This is a genomic window from Micromonospora sp. 050-3 (genome assembly GCF_046549335.1).
Classification (GTDB): Bacteria; Actinomycetota; Actinomycetes; order Mycobacteriales; family Micromonosporaceae; genus Micromonospora; species Micromonospora trifolii.
Genome location: NZ_JAJPVX010000001.1, coordinates 1,552,395 through 1,569,145, shown reverse-complemented (window position 1 = coordinate 1,569,145; position 16,751 = coordinate 1,552,395). Strand labels below are relative to the sequence as shown.

Here is a 16,751-nt window from a genome sequence, read left to right as displayed (position 1 = left end):
GCCTACGACCACGCGATCTCGCCGTGGCGGTCGACGAAGCGGCCCGAGCCGTGTCCCGGACCTTCCGTCGCGAGGGCGACGATGGCGTCGGTGCCCTCGGTGACGGTCTGCGGACCGCTGTTTCCGTTGAGGTCCGTCGCGGTGTATCCGGGGTCGGCGGCGTTGATCCGGACGTCCGTCAGCGCCTTGGCGTACTGGGTGGTCAGCATGGTGAGCGCCGCCTTGGAGGACGTGTAGACGGGGGCGATGACACCCGATTCGGCTCGCGAACGGTCATGGGTGGCGGCCAGTGAGCCCATCGCACTACTCACGTTGATGATCACTGGGTCGGGTGACCGACGCAGCAGCGGCAGAAACGCGGTCGTCGTCCGCACCACGCCGAGGAGATTGACATCGAGAACGGCGAGCAGGTCGCCGCTGGTCAGTTCGCTCGGGTCCCCGAACGGGCCGTGGATGCCCGCGTTGTTGATCAGCAAGTCGATGCGGCCCTCGTGCTTCTCGACCGCGGCGGCCGCCGCGGCGACCGAGTCGTCGTCGGTGACGTCGATCTGCACGAACCGGGCTCCGAGTGTGTCCGCCGCCACGGCGCCCAGCTCCGGGTCGCGAGCCCCGACGACGACGGTGTGACCCAGCTCGATGAGGCGGCGGGCGGTCTCGCGACCGAGCCCCTTGTTGGCTCCGGTGATGAAGGTGATCGTCATGCACCCATCGTTTGTCGCCGCCCAGGCATGTACCAGAGACGTCGCGACGGTAGGACAAGCAATACCACCCTCCTCCTGGTGGTCTGGGAAACAATCGAGGCGTGATGACACAGGCTGCGGGACTGGGCGCGACGATCCGCGCCTGGCGTGACCGCCTGTCGCCGGCCGCCACCGGGCTGCCCGCCGGCCATGGGCGCCGAGCCGCCGGGCTGCGACGGGAGGAGCTGGCCGAGCTGGCCGGTGTGTCGGTCGACTACGTCGTGCGGCTGGAACAGGGGCGGGCCACCACACCGTCGGCGCAGGTGACCTCCGCGCTCGCTCGCGCCCTACAGCTGACGTCCGCCGAGCGCGACCATCTCTTCCGGCTGGCCAACCTGGCCCCGCCGACGGACGACGAGATCTCTGATCACATGCCGCCGGGCGTGCAGCGGGTGGTGGGGCGCCTCGGTGACGCTGCCGTCGCCGTGTTTGCCGCGGACTGGCAAGCGATCTGGTGGAACCAGAGTTGGGCGGCGCTGCTGGGCGACCCGTCGGCGTCCCCGCCGGTTCGTCGCAACTTCGCCCGCGACACCTTCCCAGTGAACTCCGACGGGCCGGGGATGTCACGCTGGCCCGTGATCTCCTTGGACGCCGATGCCACGAGCGCCGCCGTCGTCTCCGACCTGCGGCGGGCCACCGGTCGGTTTCCCCGTGATCGCCGCCTGGCGAAGCTCATCCGTGATCTCGCCGAGGGCAACGAGCAGTTCGCCGACCTGTGGGCGGCCGGGACTGTCACAGCTCACCGGGAAGACTGCAAGATTGTCGAACACCCGGCGGTCGGTAACGTCAGGGTCGATTGCGATGTCCTGACCGACGGCGACGCCGAACTGAAGATCGTAATCCTCACTGCGGCCCCGGGCACCGACGACGAGACCAAGATCCGCCTCGCCACGGTGGCAGGCGTCCACGACCCGGCGGCGCGTGCGGACCTCGACGACAATGCCCGCCACCCGGGCAGGCGTTAACCGTGCCTTAGGGTCCGGATGTGCCGGCGACAACAATGGATCGGGGATAGTCAGGCGATGGGCCGTCGTTCAATCCTCGTCGCCACCGGGTGGGTGGCCACCGCTGCCATCGCCACCGTGATCGGCCTGGGGGCGATCCGGTTGGTGGGCGAGAGCCTCACCGGCACCCCGGGCGGGGTGCGCAGCGAGGCCGAGATCGAGCGGGCGCTCGCCGCACCGGAGCCGGCGCCCACCACGAGCACCGCCTCGGCCGCGCCGGGCAGCACGGGCCCCGCCTCGGCCGCGCCGAGCGCCAGCTCCGGGGCCCGCCGGGGGTTCGCCACGGACGGCGGCACGGCCGTCGCCGAGTGCGGCGTCGGCGGGGTACGCCTCGTCTCGTGGGCGCCCGCGCAGGGTTACCGGGTCCGCGACGTGGACCGGGGCCCGGACGACGACGTCGAGGTCACGTTCCAGGGGGCGGCCCGGGAGTACGAGTTGAAGGTGCGCTGCATCGGCTCGGAGCCGGTGGCCGTCGCCGACGACTGACGACCCGGGAGCACGTGCGGTGGATGTCGCGGTGGGTTCACCGGCTCCGTAGGGCGTCCACCAACCTCCGGAGTGTCGCGCGAGCATTCTCAAGGTCGCCAATGCTGAGACCGGCTCGGTCCACGGCGTCCCGACGGTCAGTGTCCGAGCGTTCCAGTAGACCGGTGAGCGTGACGAGACCCGCTTCCGTGAGTGTCACGAGTGGCGCGCGGCGGTGATCGGGATTGTCGTGCAACTCCACCATCCCGGCTCGGGCCAGGTCGTCGACCACTCGCTGCACGCTCTGCCGCGCGAGGCCGAGTCTGCGCGCCGCGCTCGCGACGGTGCGGGAGCCGTCGGAGAGCACGCTCATCACGTGCCACCGGGCGGCAGTTTGTCCTTCTTCTCGGGCGAGCTCCTCACTTGAGCGCCGAGACTCGCCGGCCAGCTCGTACACGTCTGCCATCAGCAGCCGATAGGCGTCGACCCGGCCCTGCTTCCGTTCCGTCATCGGCAGCACGTTACCGCAGATTGACAGCCTAATACCAGGATGACAGCATGCTGTCATGATTCTTCGATTGTGGAGCGGGTGGACGGAGCCCGCTCTCGCTGACGCCTACGAACGGTTGTTGACGCAGGACATCGCCCCCGCGATCCTCGCCCGGGGCGTGAACGGGCTACAGGAGCTTCGGGTTCTGCGTCGTTCCCCGCAGGAGCTGGATCCCGCCAAGGGCAGCGAGTTTCTCACCGCCATGACATTCACCGACTTCGCCGCGGTGGCGGCCTTCACCGGCGGCGATCCGTCAACCTCGGTCGTCCCGCCCGCTGCCCGTGATCTGCTCGGGCGCTTCGACCGGCAGTCCCGGCACTATCTCAGCCGAGCGGTGTTCCCGGACGATCGTGGGAGACCCACTGTCGGGTGAGCAGTCTGCCCCTTCACTGACCCATTGGCTGCTCGCGGTCTGCGTTCCGGCCGAGGGCGACCATGCGCAGGGTCTCCTCTCGACGTCGCACGAGCAACGCCCCGGCCAAGAAGGTCACCGGCGCGACCAGCACCAGCATCGCCCACTGCGTTGGCACCAGAGGGATGGCGTGTCCCATGTTCATGGTCGAGGTTGCCCAACCGGCGAGGGCGCTGTCGATCAGCAGGTCGAGGGCCGCCACGGGCAGGAGCATGACGACGACCCGTCGGCGTACCTCCGGAGTGAGCGTGGCAACCGCGATCACCATTGCCGACACGGCGGCCGCCAGGCCCGCGACGTAGAGCCAGAGGACCAGCCCAGTGCTTGCCTCCAGGTCGTAGAAGACCTGATAGGACACCTCACCGACGAAGTCGAACGTGGGGCTGGTCACCCGGTTCGTCACCAACAGCGCGACCATTGCGGCCGGCGCGAGCACCAGCGCCAGCAGCCGGCGCACGCCCAGCAGCGCGATCGCCCGGCGACGCGGCGCCGGCACTGTGAGCGCGGCGGCAGCCACCACGGCGAGGGCGAACTGCGGCAACGTGTCCACCACGTACGTCGGGTTGTCACCCGTCTGCGGGGCGACGAACGCACCCCAGCCGAGCACGCCGGCCCAGGCCAGGCCGGCGGCGAGCCAACGCCACCCGAGCAGCACCGCCGCGCAGACGCCCGCCCAGCCGGCGACCCGCAGCCAGTCGACAAGATCTGGGCCGCTCGGCGAAAACCCCTGTGGCAGGCTCGGCGCGCGGACGAGCTGGTCGAGCAGCGCCCTGCTGGCGAGGGCCAGTAGGACGGCAGCGACCAGCAGGCCGGTCACCGTCGCCGCGTCCGCCCAGCTCGGCTCGGTGAACCCCCGTGCGCCCACCCGCAGCCGCGCCCGCAAGCCGGCGCCGACCAGATTCCGTACGTCAGCAGCGCCGGGTCGCCGCTGGCCCGGCCGCGCGCCGGCGAGGAGCACGGCCAGCATCTCGTCCTCGTACACCCGACGGTGTTCCCATGGATAGACGGCCAGTAGCCGTCGGTAGCGGCGTTCCAGATCGACGCTGCTCACGCCGCACCCCCGTCGGTCAGTAGGCCGCCGCGGCGCAGCCGCACCCGAGCGGCGTCCGCGTTGTGTCGCAGGCGGGACGCCTCTTCGGTGAGCCGCCGTGCGCCCAGGGCGGTGAGGCGGTAGTAGCGGCGCAGCCGGGACTGCACCACCTCTTCGCGCTCGACCTCGATGAGACCGTCGGCGCGGAGTCGATCGAGGACGGCGTAGAGGGTGCCGGCGCGCAGGCGCACCCGGCCGTCGGAGATGCGCAGAACGTCCTCGATGACGGCGTACCCATGCATGGGCGCCTCCGCCAGCGCGGTGAGCACCAGGAACGTCGGTTCCCGCAGTGGAGCCTCAGCCATGCCAGGAAGCATATACCGGCAGCCGGTATATGCAAGGACGGCAGGAGCACAGCGACGGACGTGGCCGGCACGCTGATCCGTGCCGGCCACGTCATCGGTGGTGGTTCAGCTGGAGTACGCCTCCAACTCCCAGAGCGAGTGGCCATATCCGGTGCCCCGGGCGGTGCCGTAGATCCGCAGGTAGCGGCCGTTGGCGCCGAGCGCGGTGTGCTCGTCCACGCCGCCGTCAGCCCCGGTCACCGTCTTCACTGTGGTCCAGGTGGTGCCGTCATTCGAGGTCTGGATCTGGTACGCGCTGCTGTACGCCGCCTCCCAGCTCAGTTTGACCCGGCCGATCGCGGTGGCGCTGCCGAGGTCCACCCGGATCCACTGCGGGTCGGCGAACGTGCTCGACCAGCGGGTGGTGAGGCTGCCGTCGACGGCCTGGGCGCCGGACACGTCGGTCCCCTCGTTGCTGGACGTCGACGTGGGTTTGTTCAGCAACAGGTTGCCGCCGGTCGGGCTTCCGGTGCCGCCGTACACCTCGAACTCGAACAGCGAATAGCCCCAAGCGGTCCCCCGGGTGGTGCCGAGCAGTCGGATGTACCGGCCGGACCCGCTGAGCCCGGTCAGGTCGTCCACCCCGCCGTCGCCACCGGTCACCGTACGGATCGTGGTGAAGTTGACACCGTCCGGTGAGGTCTGGATCTGGTACCCGCTGCCGTACGCCGCCTCCCAGGTCAGCTTGACCCGGTTGATGGCGTACGTGGCACCGAGGTCCACGTCGATCCACTGTGGGTCGCCGAAGGCGCTGCCCCAGCGGGTACCGGCCACGCCGTCGAACGCGTTGGCCGCGCCGAACCCGCCCTCGAAGCTGGACGCACGCGCCGGCTTGCCCCGGGCCAGGTTGGCGCCCGGCTCGGGATCCGGGTCCGGATCCGGGTCCGGATCCGGGTCCGGCCCGGGGCCGCCGGGGCTGGTGGAGAGGGTGAACTCGTCGATGTCGAAGTACGGGCCGGTGCCCTTGAAGACCAGGAACAGGGTCCGAGTGCCGGTCGGGGCGGTGACCCCACCGGTGACAGTGGCGAAGTTGGCGTACCCGCCGGTGGGCACGACGGTGGCCGAACCGACCAGCTGCCCGGTGGGTGAGTCGACCCACAACTCCACAGTGCCGCCGCCGCCGGCCGGTGCGCCGACCCGGGCGCTGAACGACTGGACGCCGGTCAGGTTGTAGGGACGGAACGAGATCCAGTCGTTGTTGTCGATGTAGCCGACCGCCGCGCCGCCGTGGCCGGCCGCCCCGGCGACGATCTGGACGCCGGACGAGTCACCGAAGTGCTCGGCCTGGCGTACCCGAGGTTGCAGCACCGCCTGGGTGTGCGTGGTCAGCGCCGGCTGGCCGCCTCCACCCAGGTCGGTGTACTCGGCGTCGATGATGCCGAAGATGTTCGCCGCCGTGTCGTGCTCGCCGTCGGCCGAGGTCTGGATGACCCCGGTGCAGCCCTGCACGCTGCCGAGCTGGTGGCCGTGCGAGTCGTGGCCGAGGACGTAGTTCACAGTGACCCGGGCGCAGTTGATCGCGCCGTCCTGGGCGTCGGTGACGGTGACGGAGAACGGCACCGCGTCCCCGAAATTGAAGGTCTGCCCGTTCAACGGGGTGTTGACGGTGACCACCGGGGCGCTGTTGCCGACCGTGACGACCACGCTCGCGGTGGCCGTCTTGCCAGTGGTGTCCCGAACCGTCAGCGTCGGGCTGCGGGTCCCGTTGGTGGTGTACGTGAAGCTCGGGTTCGCCGCTGTCGAGTCGGTGGTGCCGTTGTTGTCGAAGTCCCAGGCGTAGGTGAACGGGTCGCCGTCCGGGTCGAGGGTGCCGGCCGAGGAGAAGGCCACTGTCAGCGGCGCGGTGCCACTGGTCGGGGTGGCGGACACCTTCGCGACGGGTGCTCTGCCCTCGCGGGCGTACTCGATGCGGTAGAGCGCCGAGTTGGCGTCGCCGTTGAACCAGCCGGTGCCGTAGTCGAGCACGTAGAGCGCGCCGTCCGGGCCGAACTCCATGTCCATGACCTGGGTGCCGGTCCACGGGAACGGGTTGATCTTCAGTGGTTGGCCGGACGCGTCGAGCTTGATGTTCTTGATCCAGCGGCGACCGAACTCACCGGCGAAGTAGGTCCCGTCGTAGTACTCGGGGAACGCCACGGGCGAGGTGTTGTTCGGGTCGTACCGGTAGACCGGCCCGCCCATCGGCGACAGGCCACCGCCGGTGAACTCCGGCGGCGAGCCGGAGCCGCCGTACGGCAGCCACGCCGAGACGGCCGGTGGCAGCTGGGTGATGCCGGTGTTGTTGGGCGAGTTGTTCACCGGCCCACCCGCGCAGTTGAACTTCGCTCCGGACGGCCCGGACGGGAAGGTGTAGTCGTTGTAGGCGTCGTTGCGGGCGGTGCAGTACGGCCAGCCGTAGAAGCCGGGCCGGTCGATCCGGGCGAACTCGACGTTGCCCGCCGGCCCCCGGTTCGGGTCGGCGGTGCCCGCGTCGGGGCCGTAGTCACCGAGGTAGACGATGCCGGTGGCCTTGTCCACGCTCATCCGGAACGGGTTGCGGAACCCCATCGCGTAGACCTCCGGGCGGGTCCGCGCGGTGCCCGGGGCGAACATGTTGCCGGCCGGGATGGTGTAACCGCCGGCCGCGCTCGGCTTGATCCGGAGGACCTTGCCGCGCAGGTCGTTGCTGTTCGCCGAGGTGCGCTGCGCGTCGAAGGCCGGGTTACGCCCGGCCCGCTCGTCGATCGGGGTGAAGCCGGCCGAGTCGAACGGGTTGGTGTCGTCACCGGTGGACAGGTAGAGGTTGCCGGCAGCGTCGAAGTCCATGTCACCGCCGACGTGGCAGCACATGCCCCGGCTGGTCGGCACGTTGAGGATCAACGTCTCGCTGGCCAGGTTGATGGTGTTGTCAGCGTTCACTGTGAAGCGGGCCAGCCGGTTGACGCCCTCCCAGACGGCGAATTGGGCCGGCGTGCCCTCGGCGGGCGCACCGCCGCCGGGGGTGCTCAGTGGTGGGGCGAAGTACGCGTACACCCAGCGGTTGGTGGCGAAGTTCGGGTCGGCCTTGATGCCCTGCAGACCCTCCTCGTCGCCTGTGTAGACCGGCAGGGTGGCGGCGATCTTGGTGTTGCCGGCGGCGTCGGTGTGCCGGATCACGCCGTTGCGGGAGGTGTGCAGCACGCCCCGGTCGGGCAGGACGGTGAGGCTCATCGGCTCACCGGTCTCGGCCGCTCCCTTGGCCAGCTCCACCTGCTGGAAGTTGCTGGTGACGGTGGGGCCACAGTCGGCGTCGACAGCGCCGGCGGCCGTCCGGATGCCGCCGAGCAGGTGCTGACGGAAGTTCGCCTCGGTGTACGACGCGTCGGTGTGCCCCAGGCCGGTGTACCAGGCTCGGCCGCCGGAGTAGTTCTGGCACCAGGAGATCGGGTGGTCGGCGCCCATGCTTCCCCCGGTGTAGGTGGTCTCGTCCAGGGTGGCCAGCACGTGCGCGTTGCCGCGGGGGTTGGTGCGGTAGTTGTACAACTCGTCGAACCGGCTCCACCGCTGTGGCAGCGTCGCGGTGGACGGGTGCACCTGGTCGGCGACCTTCACTGTGACGTTCTGCTCGGCCGGGTGCGAGGCGAAGTACGCCCCGACCAGTCCCCCGTACCAGGGCCAGTCGTACTCGGTGTCGGAGGCGGAGTGCACGCCCACGTACCCCCCGCCGCCGGTGATGTAGCGCTCGAACGCGGCCTGCTGGGCGGCGTTGAGCACGTCGCCGGTGGTGGAGAGCCAGATCACCGCGGCGAACCGGTCCAGGTTGGCGTCGGTGAACTGCGCGGCATCCTCGGTGGCCTCGACGGTGAAGCCGTTTGCCGCGCCGAGCTGCTGGATCGCGGCGATGCCCGGGGTGATGGACCCGTGCCGGAACCCGGCGGTCTTGCTGAAGACCAGGACGGTGAACGGTGCGGCGCTGGCCGTGGGTGGCGAGGCGACGATGCCGCCCGCCACGAGGATCGCGCTCAGCGCGAGGCCGAGCCACGATCTCAGGGATCTGCGCACAGTGGGGTCCTTTCGCGGTGCGAGGGACGGCGTGCGCCGATCACGCCTGGCGGTGGTGGGACGAGACATGTAAATGCATCGTTGCGTCCGGATCACGGGCGCGTCAAGCACTCTCCCAGCATCCGTGAGAGCGTTATCTCCGCAGGTCAGGGTCGACCGAGCTAAGTGAGATCGAATAACGGTTTTCGGGCCACCAACCGCAGCGAGCATCCGGTGCGCGACGATCGCCTCTGCGTACCGACCCGTCGGTTAGGCAAGGCTGGCCTATGCAAAACATCCCCAAAAGAGACGGCTGATAGGGAGTTGTCCCGTCGAGGCCGGGTATGACGGTGACCCGGCACCACCGACGGAAGCGAGATCGCCATGACCGACATGCTGGAGATGCCGCGGGTACACGAGTGCACTGTCACCGACTGTGGCTACAACCACGACGGCTGCCACGCGTTCGCCATCACCATCGGGCAACAGAACGCGAGCTGCGCCACGTTCATCGACACCTCGGCGAAGGGCGGGCTGGACCGCGTCATCGCCCAGGTCGGCGCCTGCAAGCGGGACGACTGCCAGCACAACGCCGAGCTGGAGTGCCACGCACCGTCCATCCGGGTGGGTCCGGGTCAGGACATCGCGGACTGTCAGACGTACGATCCGCGCTGATCCCGGCGCGACGCAAACGAGGGACGGCCACCACGGCCGTCCCTCGTCCGCGTTCGAGGCCGGCTACGCGGGGACGACCATCGGCGTGCCGGCGATCGGGTCGGGTACGACGAGGCAGCTGAGACCGAACACCTGCTCGACGAGGTCGCCGGTGACCACGTCGACCGGCGCTCCCTCGGCGACGATCGCACCGCCGGACATCGCGATGAGGTGGTCGCAGTAACGGCAGGCGAGGTTGAGATCGTGCATGACGATGACGATGGTCTTGCCGGACTCCGCGTTCAGTTTCCGCAGCAGCCGCAGCAACTCGACCTGGTGGTTGATGTCCAGGTAGGTGGTGGGTTCGTCGAGCAGCAGCAGGTCGGTGTCCTGGGCCAGGGCCATGGCGACCCAGACCCGCTGGCGTTGGCCGCCGGACAACTCCCGGATCGGACGGTCGATCAGATCCGCGGTGCCGGTGGCGTCGAGGGCCCGTGCGACGGCGTCGTGATCGTCGTTGCTCCACCGTCGAAACCACCCCTGGTGGGGGTAGCGACCACGGGCGACGAGGTCGGCGACGGTGATGCCGTCGGGCGCGACGGGAGTCTGCGGGAGCAGCCCGAGCACCTTTGCCACGTCGACGTTGCGCAGGTCGGCGAGGGGCTTGTCGTCGAGAAAGACGGCGCCGTCGCGCGGTGCCAGCAGTCGGGCCAGGCCGCGGAGCAGAGTGGACTTGCCGCAGGCGTTGGCGCCGACGATCGCGGTGACCTTGCCGTCGAGCACGGCGACGTCGAGGTGGTCGACGATGGTCCGGTCGTCGTAGCCGAGGGTGAGGCCCTCGGCGCGTAGTCGGGTCATCCACCCGCTCCTTGTCGGTTGGTGGTGGCCAGCAGCCACAGCAGGTAGGGCGCACCGACCGCACCAGTCACCACGCCGGTGGGCAACGGGGTGGGCAGCAGGTGCACGGCGACGAGGTCGGCGGTGAGCAGCAGCGCGGCACCGACCAGGGCGGCGGGCAGGACGCCCTGGGCCGCTGGGCCGAGGAGTCGGTGGGCGATCGGCCCGGCCACCAGGGCGACGAAGGCGATCGGGCCCGCCACCGACACCGCCAGGGCCACCAGCACGACGGCGGTGCCGAGCAGCCCGGCCCGGCTGAGCTCCGCCCGGACACCCAGCATCCGGGCGGCGTCGTCACCGAGCGCGAGGGCGCTCAGTGGCCGTTGCAGCAACGTGGCGGCCGGCAGCAGGACGACCAGGGCGGCGGTGAGCACCCACAGCTCCGTGGTGCTGGCCTGCCCGACCGACCCGATCAGCCAGTGCACGGCCTGGCGGGCCTCGAAGAGCTGCGCCCGGCTGAGCACGTAGCCGATCAGGCCCTCGAAGAAGACCGCCACCCCGATGCCGATGAGGATGAAGCGGTAGCCGCTGACGCCGTCGCGCCAGGCCAGCAGGTACATCGCCAGGGCGGCGGCGACGGCGCCACCGAGGGCGAGACCGCTGACGACGAGCCCACCGGCCTGCAGGAGCACGATCCCGGTGACGGCAGCCAGCCCTGCCCCCGAGGTGATCCCCACGAAGTCCGGGGACGCGAGGGGGTTGCGCAGCAACTGTTGGAAGATCGTGCCGGACGCGCCGAGGGCGAGCCCGACGGTCAGGGCGGCGGCAGCGGTCGGCAGCCGCAGGCCACGGACGACGAAGTCGACGCTGGGATTGTCGGACAGGTGCAGGACCGAGGCGATGACCTCGGCGGCGCCGATGCGGAAGCTGCCCACCATCATGGTGAGCACGAACAGGGCGATGACCGTCGCGGTCAGGGCGCAGATCACCACGACGGACCGGCCGGCTCGACGCCTACGGTTGGCGCGCAGCGCCGCTGCCGTACCGGACGGAGCAGAGCGGCGGTCGCTCGTTGTCGTTGTCGTCACCATGCTCACACCTCCGACAGCCGGCCGTAGCGCACGATCGCGATGAACGCGGGCGCGCCGATCAGCCCGAGGATCACGCCGACCTGAACCTCGTCGGGGGCGGCGGCCACCCGGCCGAGCACGTCGGCGAGGAGCAGGACGATGGGCGCCAGCAGCATCGAGTACGGCAGGATCCAGCGGTAGTCGGGGCCGCAGATGAACCGCGCCAGGTGCGGTACGACGAGCCCGACGAAGACGATCGGTCCACAGGCCGCGGTGGCGGCGCCGGCGAGGATCGCGACAACGGCGAAGGCGGCCGCGCGGGTACGGGTCACGTTCTGGCCGAGGCCACGCGCGACGTCCTCGCCGAGCGCGAGGCCGTTGATGGCCCGACCGAAGCCCAGCGACGCGGCGAGGCCGATCAGCAGGAACGGCGCGACCCCGGTCAGGATCGGGGTGTACCGACCGGCGAGCGACCCCACCTGCCAGAACCGCAGCTCGTTGAGGGCGTCCACGTTCGTCATCACGATTCCGCTGGTCACCGAGGTCAGGCCAGCGGTGACCGCCGCGCCCGCCAGGGCCAGCTTCACCGGGGTCGCGCCCTCCCGGCCGAGCGAGGCGATCGCGTACACCAGGGCCAGCGCCGCGATCGCGCCGGCGAAGGCGAACCAGACGTAGACGCCGACGCCGCGCACCCCGAGCACCGTGATGGCGAAGACCACGAACGCGGCGGCGCCGGAGTTGATGCCCAGGATTCCCGCGTCCGCCAGCGGGTTGCGGCTGACGCCCTGAAGGATCGCCCCGGCCACCCCGAGCGCGGCGCCGACCAGGATGCCGAGCAGAGTGCGGGGTACGCGCATCTCCAGCGTGACGGTGCTGCTGATCGGCCCGTCGCTGTCGAGGCTGAACAGGGCGTGCAGCACCTCGGAGAGCCCGATCGAACGCGAGCCCATGGTCACGCTCAGGAAGCCGACGAGGGCGAGGACCACGCAGAGGACGGCGAGCCCCGGCCCGAGGGCAGAGGCTCGCCGCACGCCTCCCGTCGAGGTGCGCGTCCCGATCTGGTTAGTTGCCGACATTCGGATCAGCGGCCCTGACCGCCTGGGTCAGCTTGTCCAGCTCGGTCGCGAAGTCCCCGTACGTGTGCAGCCAGAACGCCGGCCAGGAGACGGTGGCACCGACCTTGGCCGCCTTGATCTTGGACCAGGTCGGCTGCTTCGTGGTCCACTCGGCGTTGGCGGTGGGCGTGAAGGATCGGCCATCCCACAGGATCAGGTCCGGCTGGTACTTGTCGGCGTTCTCCCAGCTGAGGTTCTCCCAGTACGGGAAGGCCGGGTCCGGGCTGGCCGGGTTGATCACCTTCAGGCCCCAGGTCTGAAGGTCCAGCAGCTCGGGCGCGTACTCGGGGTTCGCGACGTAGACCTTCTCGGTCGAGGGCGACATCGCAGCGACTGTCAGGTCCGGCTTGGCCGAGGTGGCCGCCTTGAACGCTGTCACCGCGTCCTCGAAGCGCTTCTTGTTCGCCGCGATCTGCGGGCTGGCCACGTCGGCGCCGAGGCTCTCGGCGAGATCCTCGTACCCCTCGGCCAGCGCGACAATCGACTTGCCCTGCGTGACGCCGACGATGGGGGCCAACTCGGCGAGCTTCTTGCTCTTCTCGTCGACGCCCTCCTCCATGCCGCTGTGCGCCTTCTCGGCCGGCCACCAGTCGCCGACGATCAGGTCGGGACGCAGGGCGGCGGCCTTCTCCACGTCGATCTTGCCCCACTCCTCGCCGAGGATCTCGATCCCGGTGAGGTCGAGGTTCCTCAGGTTGGGGTCGGTCTTGACCGGCTCGTCGGCGTAGACGCCGACCGGCTTGATGCCGAAGGACATGAGCGCCGCGGCCTCACCGGCGTGCGCGATGATCCGCGTCGGCGTCTTGTCCGCCTTGACGACAGTGCCCGAGCCGTCGTTGAAAGACCAGGGGCCGGAGGCGGTGGCAGCGGCGGCGGTGTCACCGTTGCCCGTGTCGCTGCCACAACCGGTGAGCCCGCCGAGCACGGCGCTCAGCGCCGCGACGGCCAGGACCGGACGCCATGAGTGCATGGTGAAGTTCCCGATCTTTCGAAGAGAAGCGAGCCATCCGGCCCAAAAGTTAGGTTAGGCTAACCAACGCTTCCGGTTTTGGCCAACGCCGGATGCCCCCACCTCGAAAGACGGCCGCGAAACGGGTGATCTGACGCTCAGCGCCCGCCCGCGGCCAGCTCGGCGATCATCCCCTCGCAACTGCGGACGACGACCTGGGCACCGCGCCGCTGCGCCAACGGGAGCAGCGGGTCCTCCGCCCGGTCCCGCCACCGCCACTGCGCGTCGGAGGCGACCTCCCAGAGCTGCCGCACGTCGGCCTCATGCTCGACACCGAGCCGCGCCGCGAGGCCCACCCCGTCGCCGCCAACCAACCGCTGCGCCTCGGCGGCCAGCTCCGCGTCGAACCCCAGGCGGGTGTTCCGCAACGCCACCAGCAGGCGCAACTCCCGGAACTCGTGCGCACCGGCGAGGATCTGCTCCACCGCGCCGACCAGCTCGGCAGAGCCCCGGGTGGGCTCGGCCCGCAGCAGCGCCTCCACCGCGGCCAGCGCCGAGCGCGCCTTCAGCGCGTCCCGGCGATCGATGAAACACCGCGTCACCGACTCGCGCAGCTCGGTGAGACCGCTACGCCGAATCAACTCGGCGGAGAGCTTCACCCGGCTGTCGAACCCGCTGCGCACCAGCGTGGCCGCCAGCCGGACACCGAAGACCCCGAACCGGCCCAGCAGCGCGGCGCGCACCTCGGTGTCCAGCCGTACCGGCAGCTCGCCACGGAGGAAGCGGTCGGCGGAGATGAGGTGGACGTCCAGCTCCGCCCGGGGCACCTGGGCCACTGTCGCGAGCGCGGCGAAATCCGACTCACCGAGCATCCGGCCGGCCAGGCCGATCATGCCGCTGCACGCCACGACGTTGACGCTGAGCGCGTGCACCCTCGGGTCGCGGTAGTGCCGGCGCGCGAGCTGGCGGGCCGTGAGCAGACCGTCGATCCGACCGCCACCAGTCTCGTCGGCGCGGGACAGCACCATGATCACATTGACCGGCGCGGACTGCCCGACGGCACTGTCCCTTGCGGACTCCAGCACCCGCAGATCGCTGTCGCGACCGTCGCGGGTCAGGTACAACACCGCGTCCGAGTCGCGCAGCACCCGCTCCAACACCGGCGCCCGGCCCTGCTCGGCACCGCCGGTGACCGCCGGGGTGTCGATCAGCGTGATCTGCCGCAGCGCCCGCGTCGGCCACCGCACCACGATGTCGCGCACCTCCCCCGCACCCCAGCCCAGATCCACCCGCAGCCCGGTCGCCGACTTCACCACAGCCAGCTCCTGCGGTGGCTGCCCGACCGGGTAGGCGGTGGCGCGCGGCGCGGCGCCGTCCTCGTACCAGGTGAAGGCCCTGTCCGCCCGCTCGACCGGCGCGACCTCCTCGCCCATCAACGCGTTGAGCACCGTCGACTTGCCCGACCGCCACGGGCCGACGATGGCGATCCGCAGCGGCTGCTCCAACCGGGCCACCTGTTGCCGAAGCTCAGTGACGGCCCGGGGATTGTCCTGGTACAGCTCGATAGCCTGGTGCAGCAACCCCCACGCCGCCTCGTCCAGGCGCACCCCCACCGTCATGCCTGCGGCTCCAGCAGCAGCGGGGCGGAGCGGGCGCCGGTCAACTGCTGGGCCTGCTCGTACACCGCCGCCAGCCGGTTCATCTTCAACCGGATCTCGCGCTGCCGCTGCTCGCGCACTGAGGCATCGGTGTCGGCCTCCTGCTTCGCGCTGCGGAACGACTGCACGATGGCCTCCTGGAGCTCCTCGGTCAGCCCCGTGAAGTGGTCCCGCAGCATCCGCTGGACCTGCCGGGCGGCGTCGCGGCAGTCTCGGATGATCCTGACGAAGAAGTCGTCGACGTGCCTCTGGATGGCCGTCTTGACCGTCGCCTGGCGGCGGCGGAGCAACTGCTTGCTCTCGTCGCGGATGCTCTTGCCGCCGAAGAGCGCCCCGATGCCGACCGAGACCGGATTGATCATCGGCATGCCGGCCAGGGTGGTCGCCAGGCCGAACATCAGCATGCCGCCGTACGAGCCCTTCATCCCGGTGAACAACTTCTGGCTGGTGGTGAACCGGTCGATCGTCGGCCGTTGCAGCTCGGGCAGTCGCTCGCCGATGTCGTCCGGCATCGTCATCGACCAGGGCGGCAGCACGTCGTAGCCGTACCGGTCGAAGTTGGCGGCCACCCGCCGGGCGATCCAGTCACAGCGCTGGATCAGCCACTCGTGGTTCGCCTCCGCCGCCTCCACCAGGCTCCGTTCCAGCCAGTCCTGGAAGGTGTCCCAGGCGACCAACGGATCGGCGGTGTCGAACGCCTCGTCCACCGCGCGCAGGATCTGTCGGGTCCGATCGCGCAGGTCGTACTCGAGGTCGGCGAGCAGGTCGGTGATCTCGTCGGTCAGCGTGTTCTGCCACCGGGTGGAACACCGGCGCAGCTCGTCGACCTCGCGCTGCGCCGCGTGCAGCCGGGAGATCGGCCCGGACTGCTCCTCTTCCTCCTGGGTCGCCAACTCGGCGCGCAGCGGCGCGGCCAACTGCTCCACCACCGTCCGCGCCACCGTCTGCACCGCCGCCCGGGCCAGGTGGTCGGCCTTGCCGGCCAGATCGCGTTGCAGGCGGGCGATCAGCGCGGGGAAACCCGACTCGGCGTTGAGCCCACGGTCATCGGCCGCGGCGGCGCGCAGTCGCAGCGCCGCCGAGACCGGGATCAGCGTCGCCGGAATTCCCGCCTCGGCCAGGTGCTGCCGGTTGCGCTCGGCGACAGTACGCCAGTCCGCCACCAGATCGGTCTTGCTCTGCACCACCACCACGTTCGGATGCGAACGCATGATGTGCAGCAGCATGTTCAGCTCGGCGACCGACAACTCCCGCGTGGAGTCGGAGACCAGCAGCACGGTGTCCGCACGGGCGGGCGCGGCGACCGATGCGGCGGCGCCGATGCCGGCGACCTCGTCGGTGCCGGGAGTGTCCACCAGCACCAGCCCGGCACCGAGCAGGGCACGGGGCAGTCCGATCTCGACGTACGCCGGGCCGCCGCCCGGCCGACGCCCGACCAGGCCGGCCACGCCCGCCGCGACCTGGTTGAGCGCCACCGGGGTCCGCTCGACGGTCACCGCGACGGCGGTGGGATGCCCCGGGGCTGGTGGCGGCGCCTGCGCCACCGCCGCGGTGGGCGCCTCGGCGTGCTGCACCACTGTCGGCAAGACCGTCGTCCGACCGTCGCCGACCGGGCAGGCCGGAGCGTTGATGATCGCGTTGATCAGCTGACTCTTGCCCTGGTTCGGCTCACCGATGACCAGGACACGCAGCGTCGGGTCCAGCAGTTGCGCGCGCTTCTGCCGCACCGTCTGGAGTAGGTCACCGCGACCGTGTGCAGTGCACGTGCGGGCGATCTCGTCCAGCACGTCCAACCAGATCCCGGCCATCACCGCACCAAGTGTGCGGATTTCGGCTTAATTATCAAGAGGGACCGGATGTGGAA

Annotated in this window: 15 protein-coding genes; 4 read left to right on the top strand and 11 right to left on the bottom strand. The window is 70.3% G+C overall.

Going from position 1 to position 16,751, the window contains the following annotated elements; all coding sequences use genetic code 11:
* Window positions 1-2 precede the first annotated feature (2 nt).
* Entirely contained in the window at window positions 3-701 is a 699-nt protein-coding gene (locus ACLJOK_RS07175) for an SDR family NAD(P)-dependent oxidoreductase (protein WP_410817023.1), read from the bottom strand.
* Between the two features lie 104 nt (window positions 702-805).
* Between ACLJOK_RS07175 and ACLJOK_RS07170 the strand changes: the two genes are divergently transcribed.
* Window positions 806-1,705: a helix-turn-helix transcriptional regulator gene (locus ACLJOK_RS07170; protein ID WP_410817022.1), complete on the top strand. Its 900-nt coding sequence runs from the start codon at window positions 806-808 to the stop codon at window positions 1,703-1,705.
* Between the two features lie 57 nt (window positions 1,706-1,762).
* Window positions 1,763-2,230 carry a septum formation initiator gene (locus ACLJOK_RS07165; RefSeq protein ID WP_410817021.1) on the top strand — a complete coding sequence of 156 codons (468 nt, stop codon included), beginning with the start codon at window positions 1,763-1,765 and terminating at the stop codon, window positions 2,228-2,230.
* Between the two features lie 37 nt (window positions 2,231-2,267).
* Here ACLJOK_RS07165 and ACLJOK_RS07160 read toward each other — a convergent pair whose 3' ends face one another.
* On the bottom strand, window positions 2,268-2,720 hold the full coding sequence (locus ACLJOK_RS07160) for a MarR family winged helix-turn-helix transcriptional regulator (protein ID WP_410817019.1): 453 nt from the start codon (window positions 2,718-2,720) through the stop codon (window positions 2,268-2,270).
* Between the two features lie 55 nt (window positions 2,721-2,775).
* Between ACLJOK_RS07160 and ACLJOK_RS07155 the strand changes: the two genes are divergently transcribed.
* A complete protein-coding gene (locus tag ACLJOK_RS07155; RefSeq protein ID WP_410817018.1) occupies window positions 2,776-3,132 on the top strand; it encodes a hypothetical protein in 357 nt (118 codons plus the stop codon).
* Between the two features lie 13 nt (window positions 3,133-3,145).
* Here the strand turns inward: ACLJOK_RS07155 and ACLJOK_RS07150 are convergent, their stop codons facing one another.
* From ACLJOK_RS07150 to ACLJOK_RS07140, 3 genes are all read right to left on the bottom strand, one after another.
* The gene (locus ACLJOK_RS07150; RefSeq protein WP_410817016.1) at window positions 3,146-4,222 is read right to left on the bottom strand and encodes a hypothetical protein; all 1,077 of its coding nucleotides are present in this window, start codon (window positions 4,220-4,222) and stop codon (window positions 3,146-3,148) included.
* Window positions 4,219-4,566, bottom strand: a complete 348-nt coding sequence (locus ACLJOK_RS07145) for a PadR family transcriptional regulator (protein ID WP_410817014.1) — start codon at window positions 4,564-4,566, stop codon at window positions 4,219-4,221. Before ACLJOK_RS07145 ends, ACLJOK_RS07150 begins: the two co-directional genes overlap by 4 nt.
* A 105-nt stretch (window positions 4,567-4,671) precedes the next feature.
* Entirely contained in the window at window positions 4,672-8,625 is a 3,954-nt protein-coding gene (locus ACLJOK_RS07140) for a ThuA domain-containing protein (RefSeq protein ID WP_410817013.1), read from the bottom strand.
* Window positions 8,626-8,988: 363 nt separating this feature from the next.
* Here ACLJOK_RS07140 and ACLJOK_RS07135 point away from each other — a divergent pair, with 363 nt between their 5' ends.
* Entirely contained in the window at window positions 8,989-9,279 is a 291-nt protein-coding gene (locus ACLJOK_RS07135) for a DUF1540 domain-containing protein (protein ID WP_410817012.1), read from the top strand.
* A gap of 63 nt (window positions 9,280-9,342) precedes the next feature.
* Here ACLJOK_RS07135 and ACLJOK_RS07130 read toward each other — a convergent pair whose 3' ends face one another.
* The 6 genes from ACLJOK_RS07130 to ACLJOK_RS07105 form a co-directional block, all read right to left on the bottom strand.
* On the bottom strand, window positions 9,343-10,116 hold the full coding sequence (locus tag ACLJOK_RS07130) for an ABC transporter ATP-binding protein (RefSeq protein WP_354944171.1): 774 nt from the start codon (window positions 10,114-10,116) through the stop codon (window positions 9,343-9,345).
* Complete coding sequence (locus ACLJOK_RS07125) at window positions 10,113-11,186, bottom strand: FecCD family ABC transporter permease (RefSeq protein ID WP_410817010.1); 1,074 nt, start codon at window positions 11,184-11,186, stop codon at window positions 10,113-10,115. The genes ACLJOK_RS07130 and ACLJOK_RS07125 overlap by 4 nt, the downstream gene beginning before the upstream one ends.
* Before the next feature lie 2 nt (window positions 11,187-11,188).
* Window positions 11,189-12,196: a FecCD family ABC transporter permease gene (locus ACLJOK_RS07120; RefSeq protein WP_410817008.1), complete on the bottom strand. Its 1,008-nt coding sequence runs from the start codon at window positions 12,194-12,196 to the stop codon at window positions 11,189-11,191.
* Between the two features lie 31 nt (window positions 12,197-12,227).
* The gene (locus ACLJOK_RS07115) at window positions 12,228-13,250 is read right to left on the bottom strand and encodes an ABC transporter substrate-binding protein (protein ID WP_410817006.1); all 1,023 of its coding nucleotides are present in this window, start codon (window positions 13,248-13,250) and stop codon (window positions 12,228-12,230) included.
* A 137-nt stretch (window positions 13,251-13,387) separates the two neighbouring features.
* On the bottom strand, window positions 13,388-14,848 hold the full coding sequence (locus tag ACLJOK_RS07110; protein ID WP_410817004.1) for a hypothetical protein: 1,461 nt from the start codon (window positions 14,846-14,848) through the stop codon (window positions 13,388-13,390).
* The gene (locus ACLJOK_RS07105; RefSeq protein ID WP_410817002.1) at window positions 14,845-16,695 is read right to left on the bottom strand and encodes a dynamin family protein; all 1,851 of its coding nucleotides are present in this window, start codon (window positions 16,693-16,695) and stop codon (window positions 14,845-14,847) included. The genes ACLJOK_RS07110 and ACLJOK_RS07105 overlap by 4 nt, the downstream gene beginning before the upstream one ends.
* Between the last annotated feature and the right edge of the window lie 56 nt (window positions 16,696-16,751).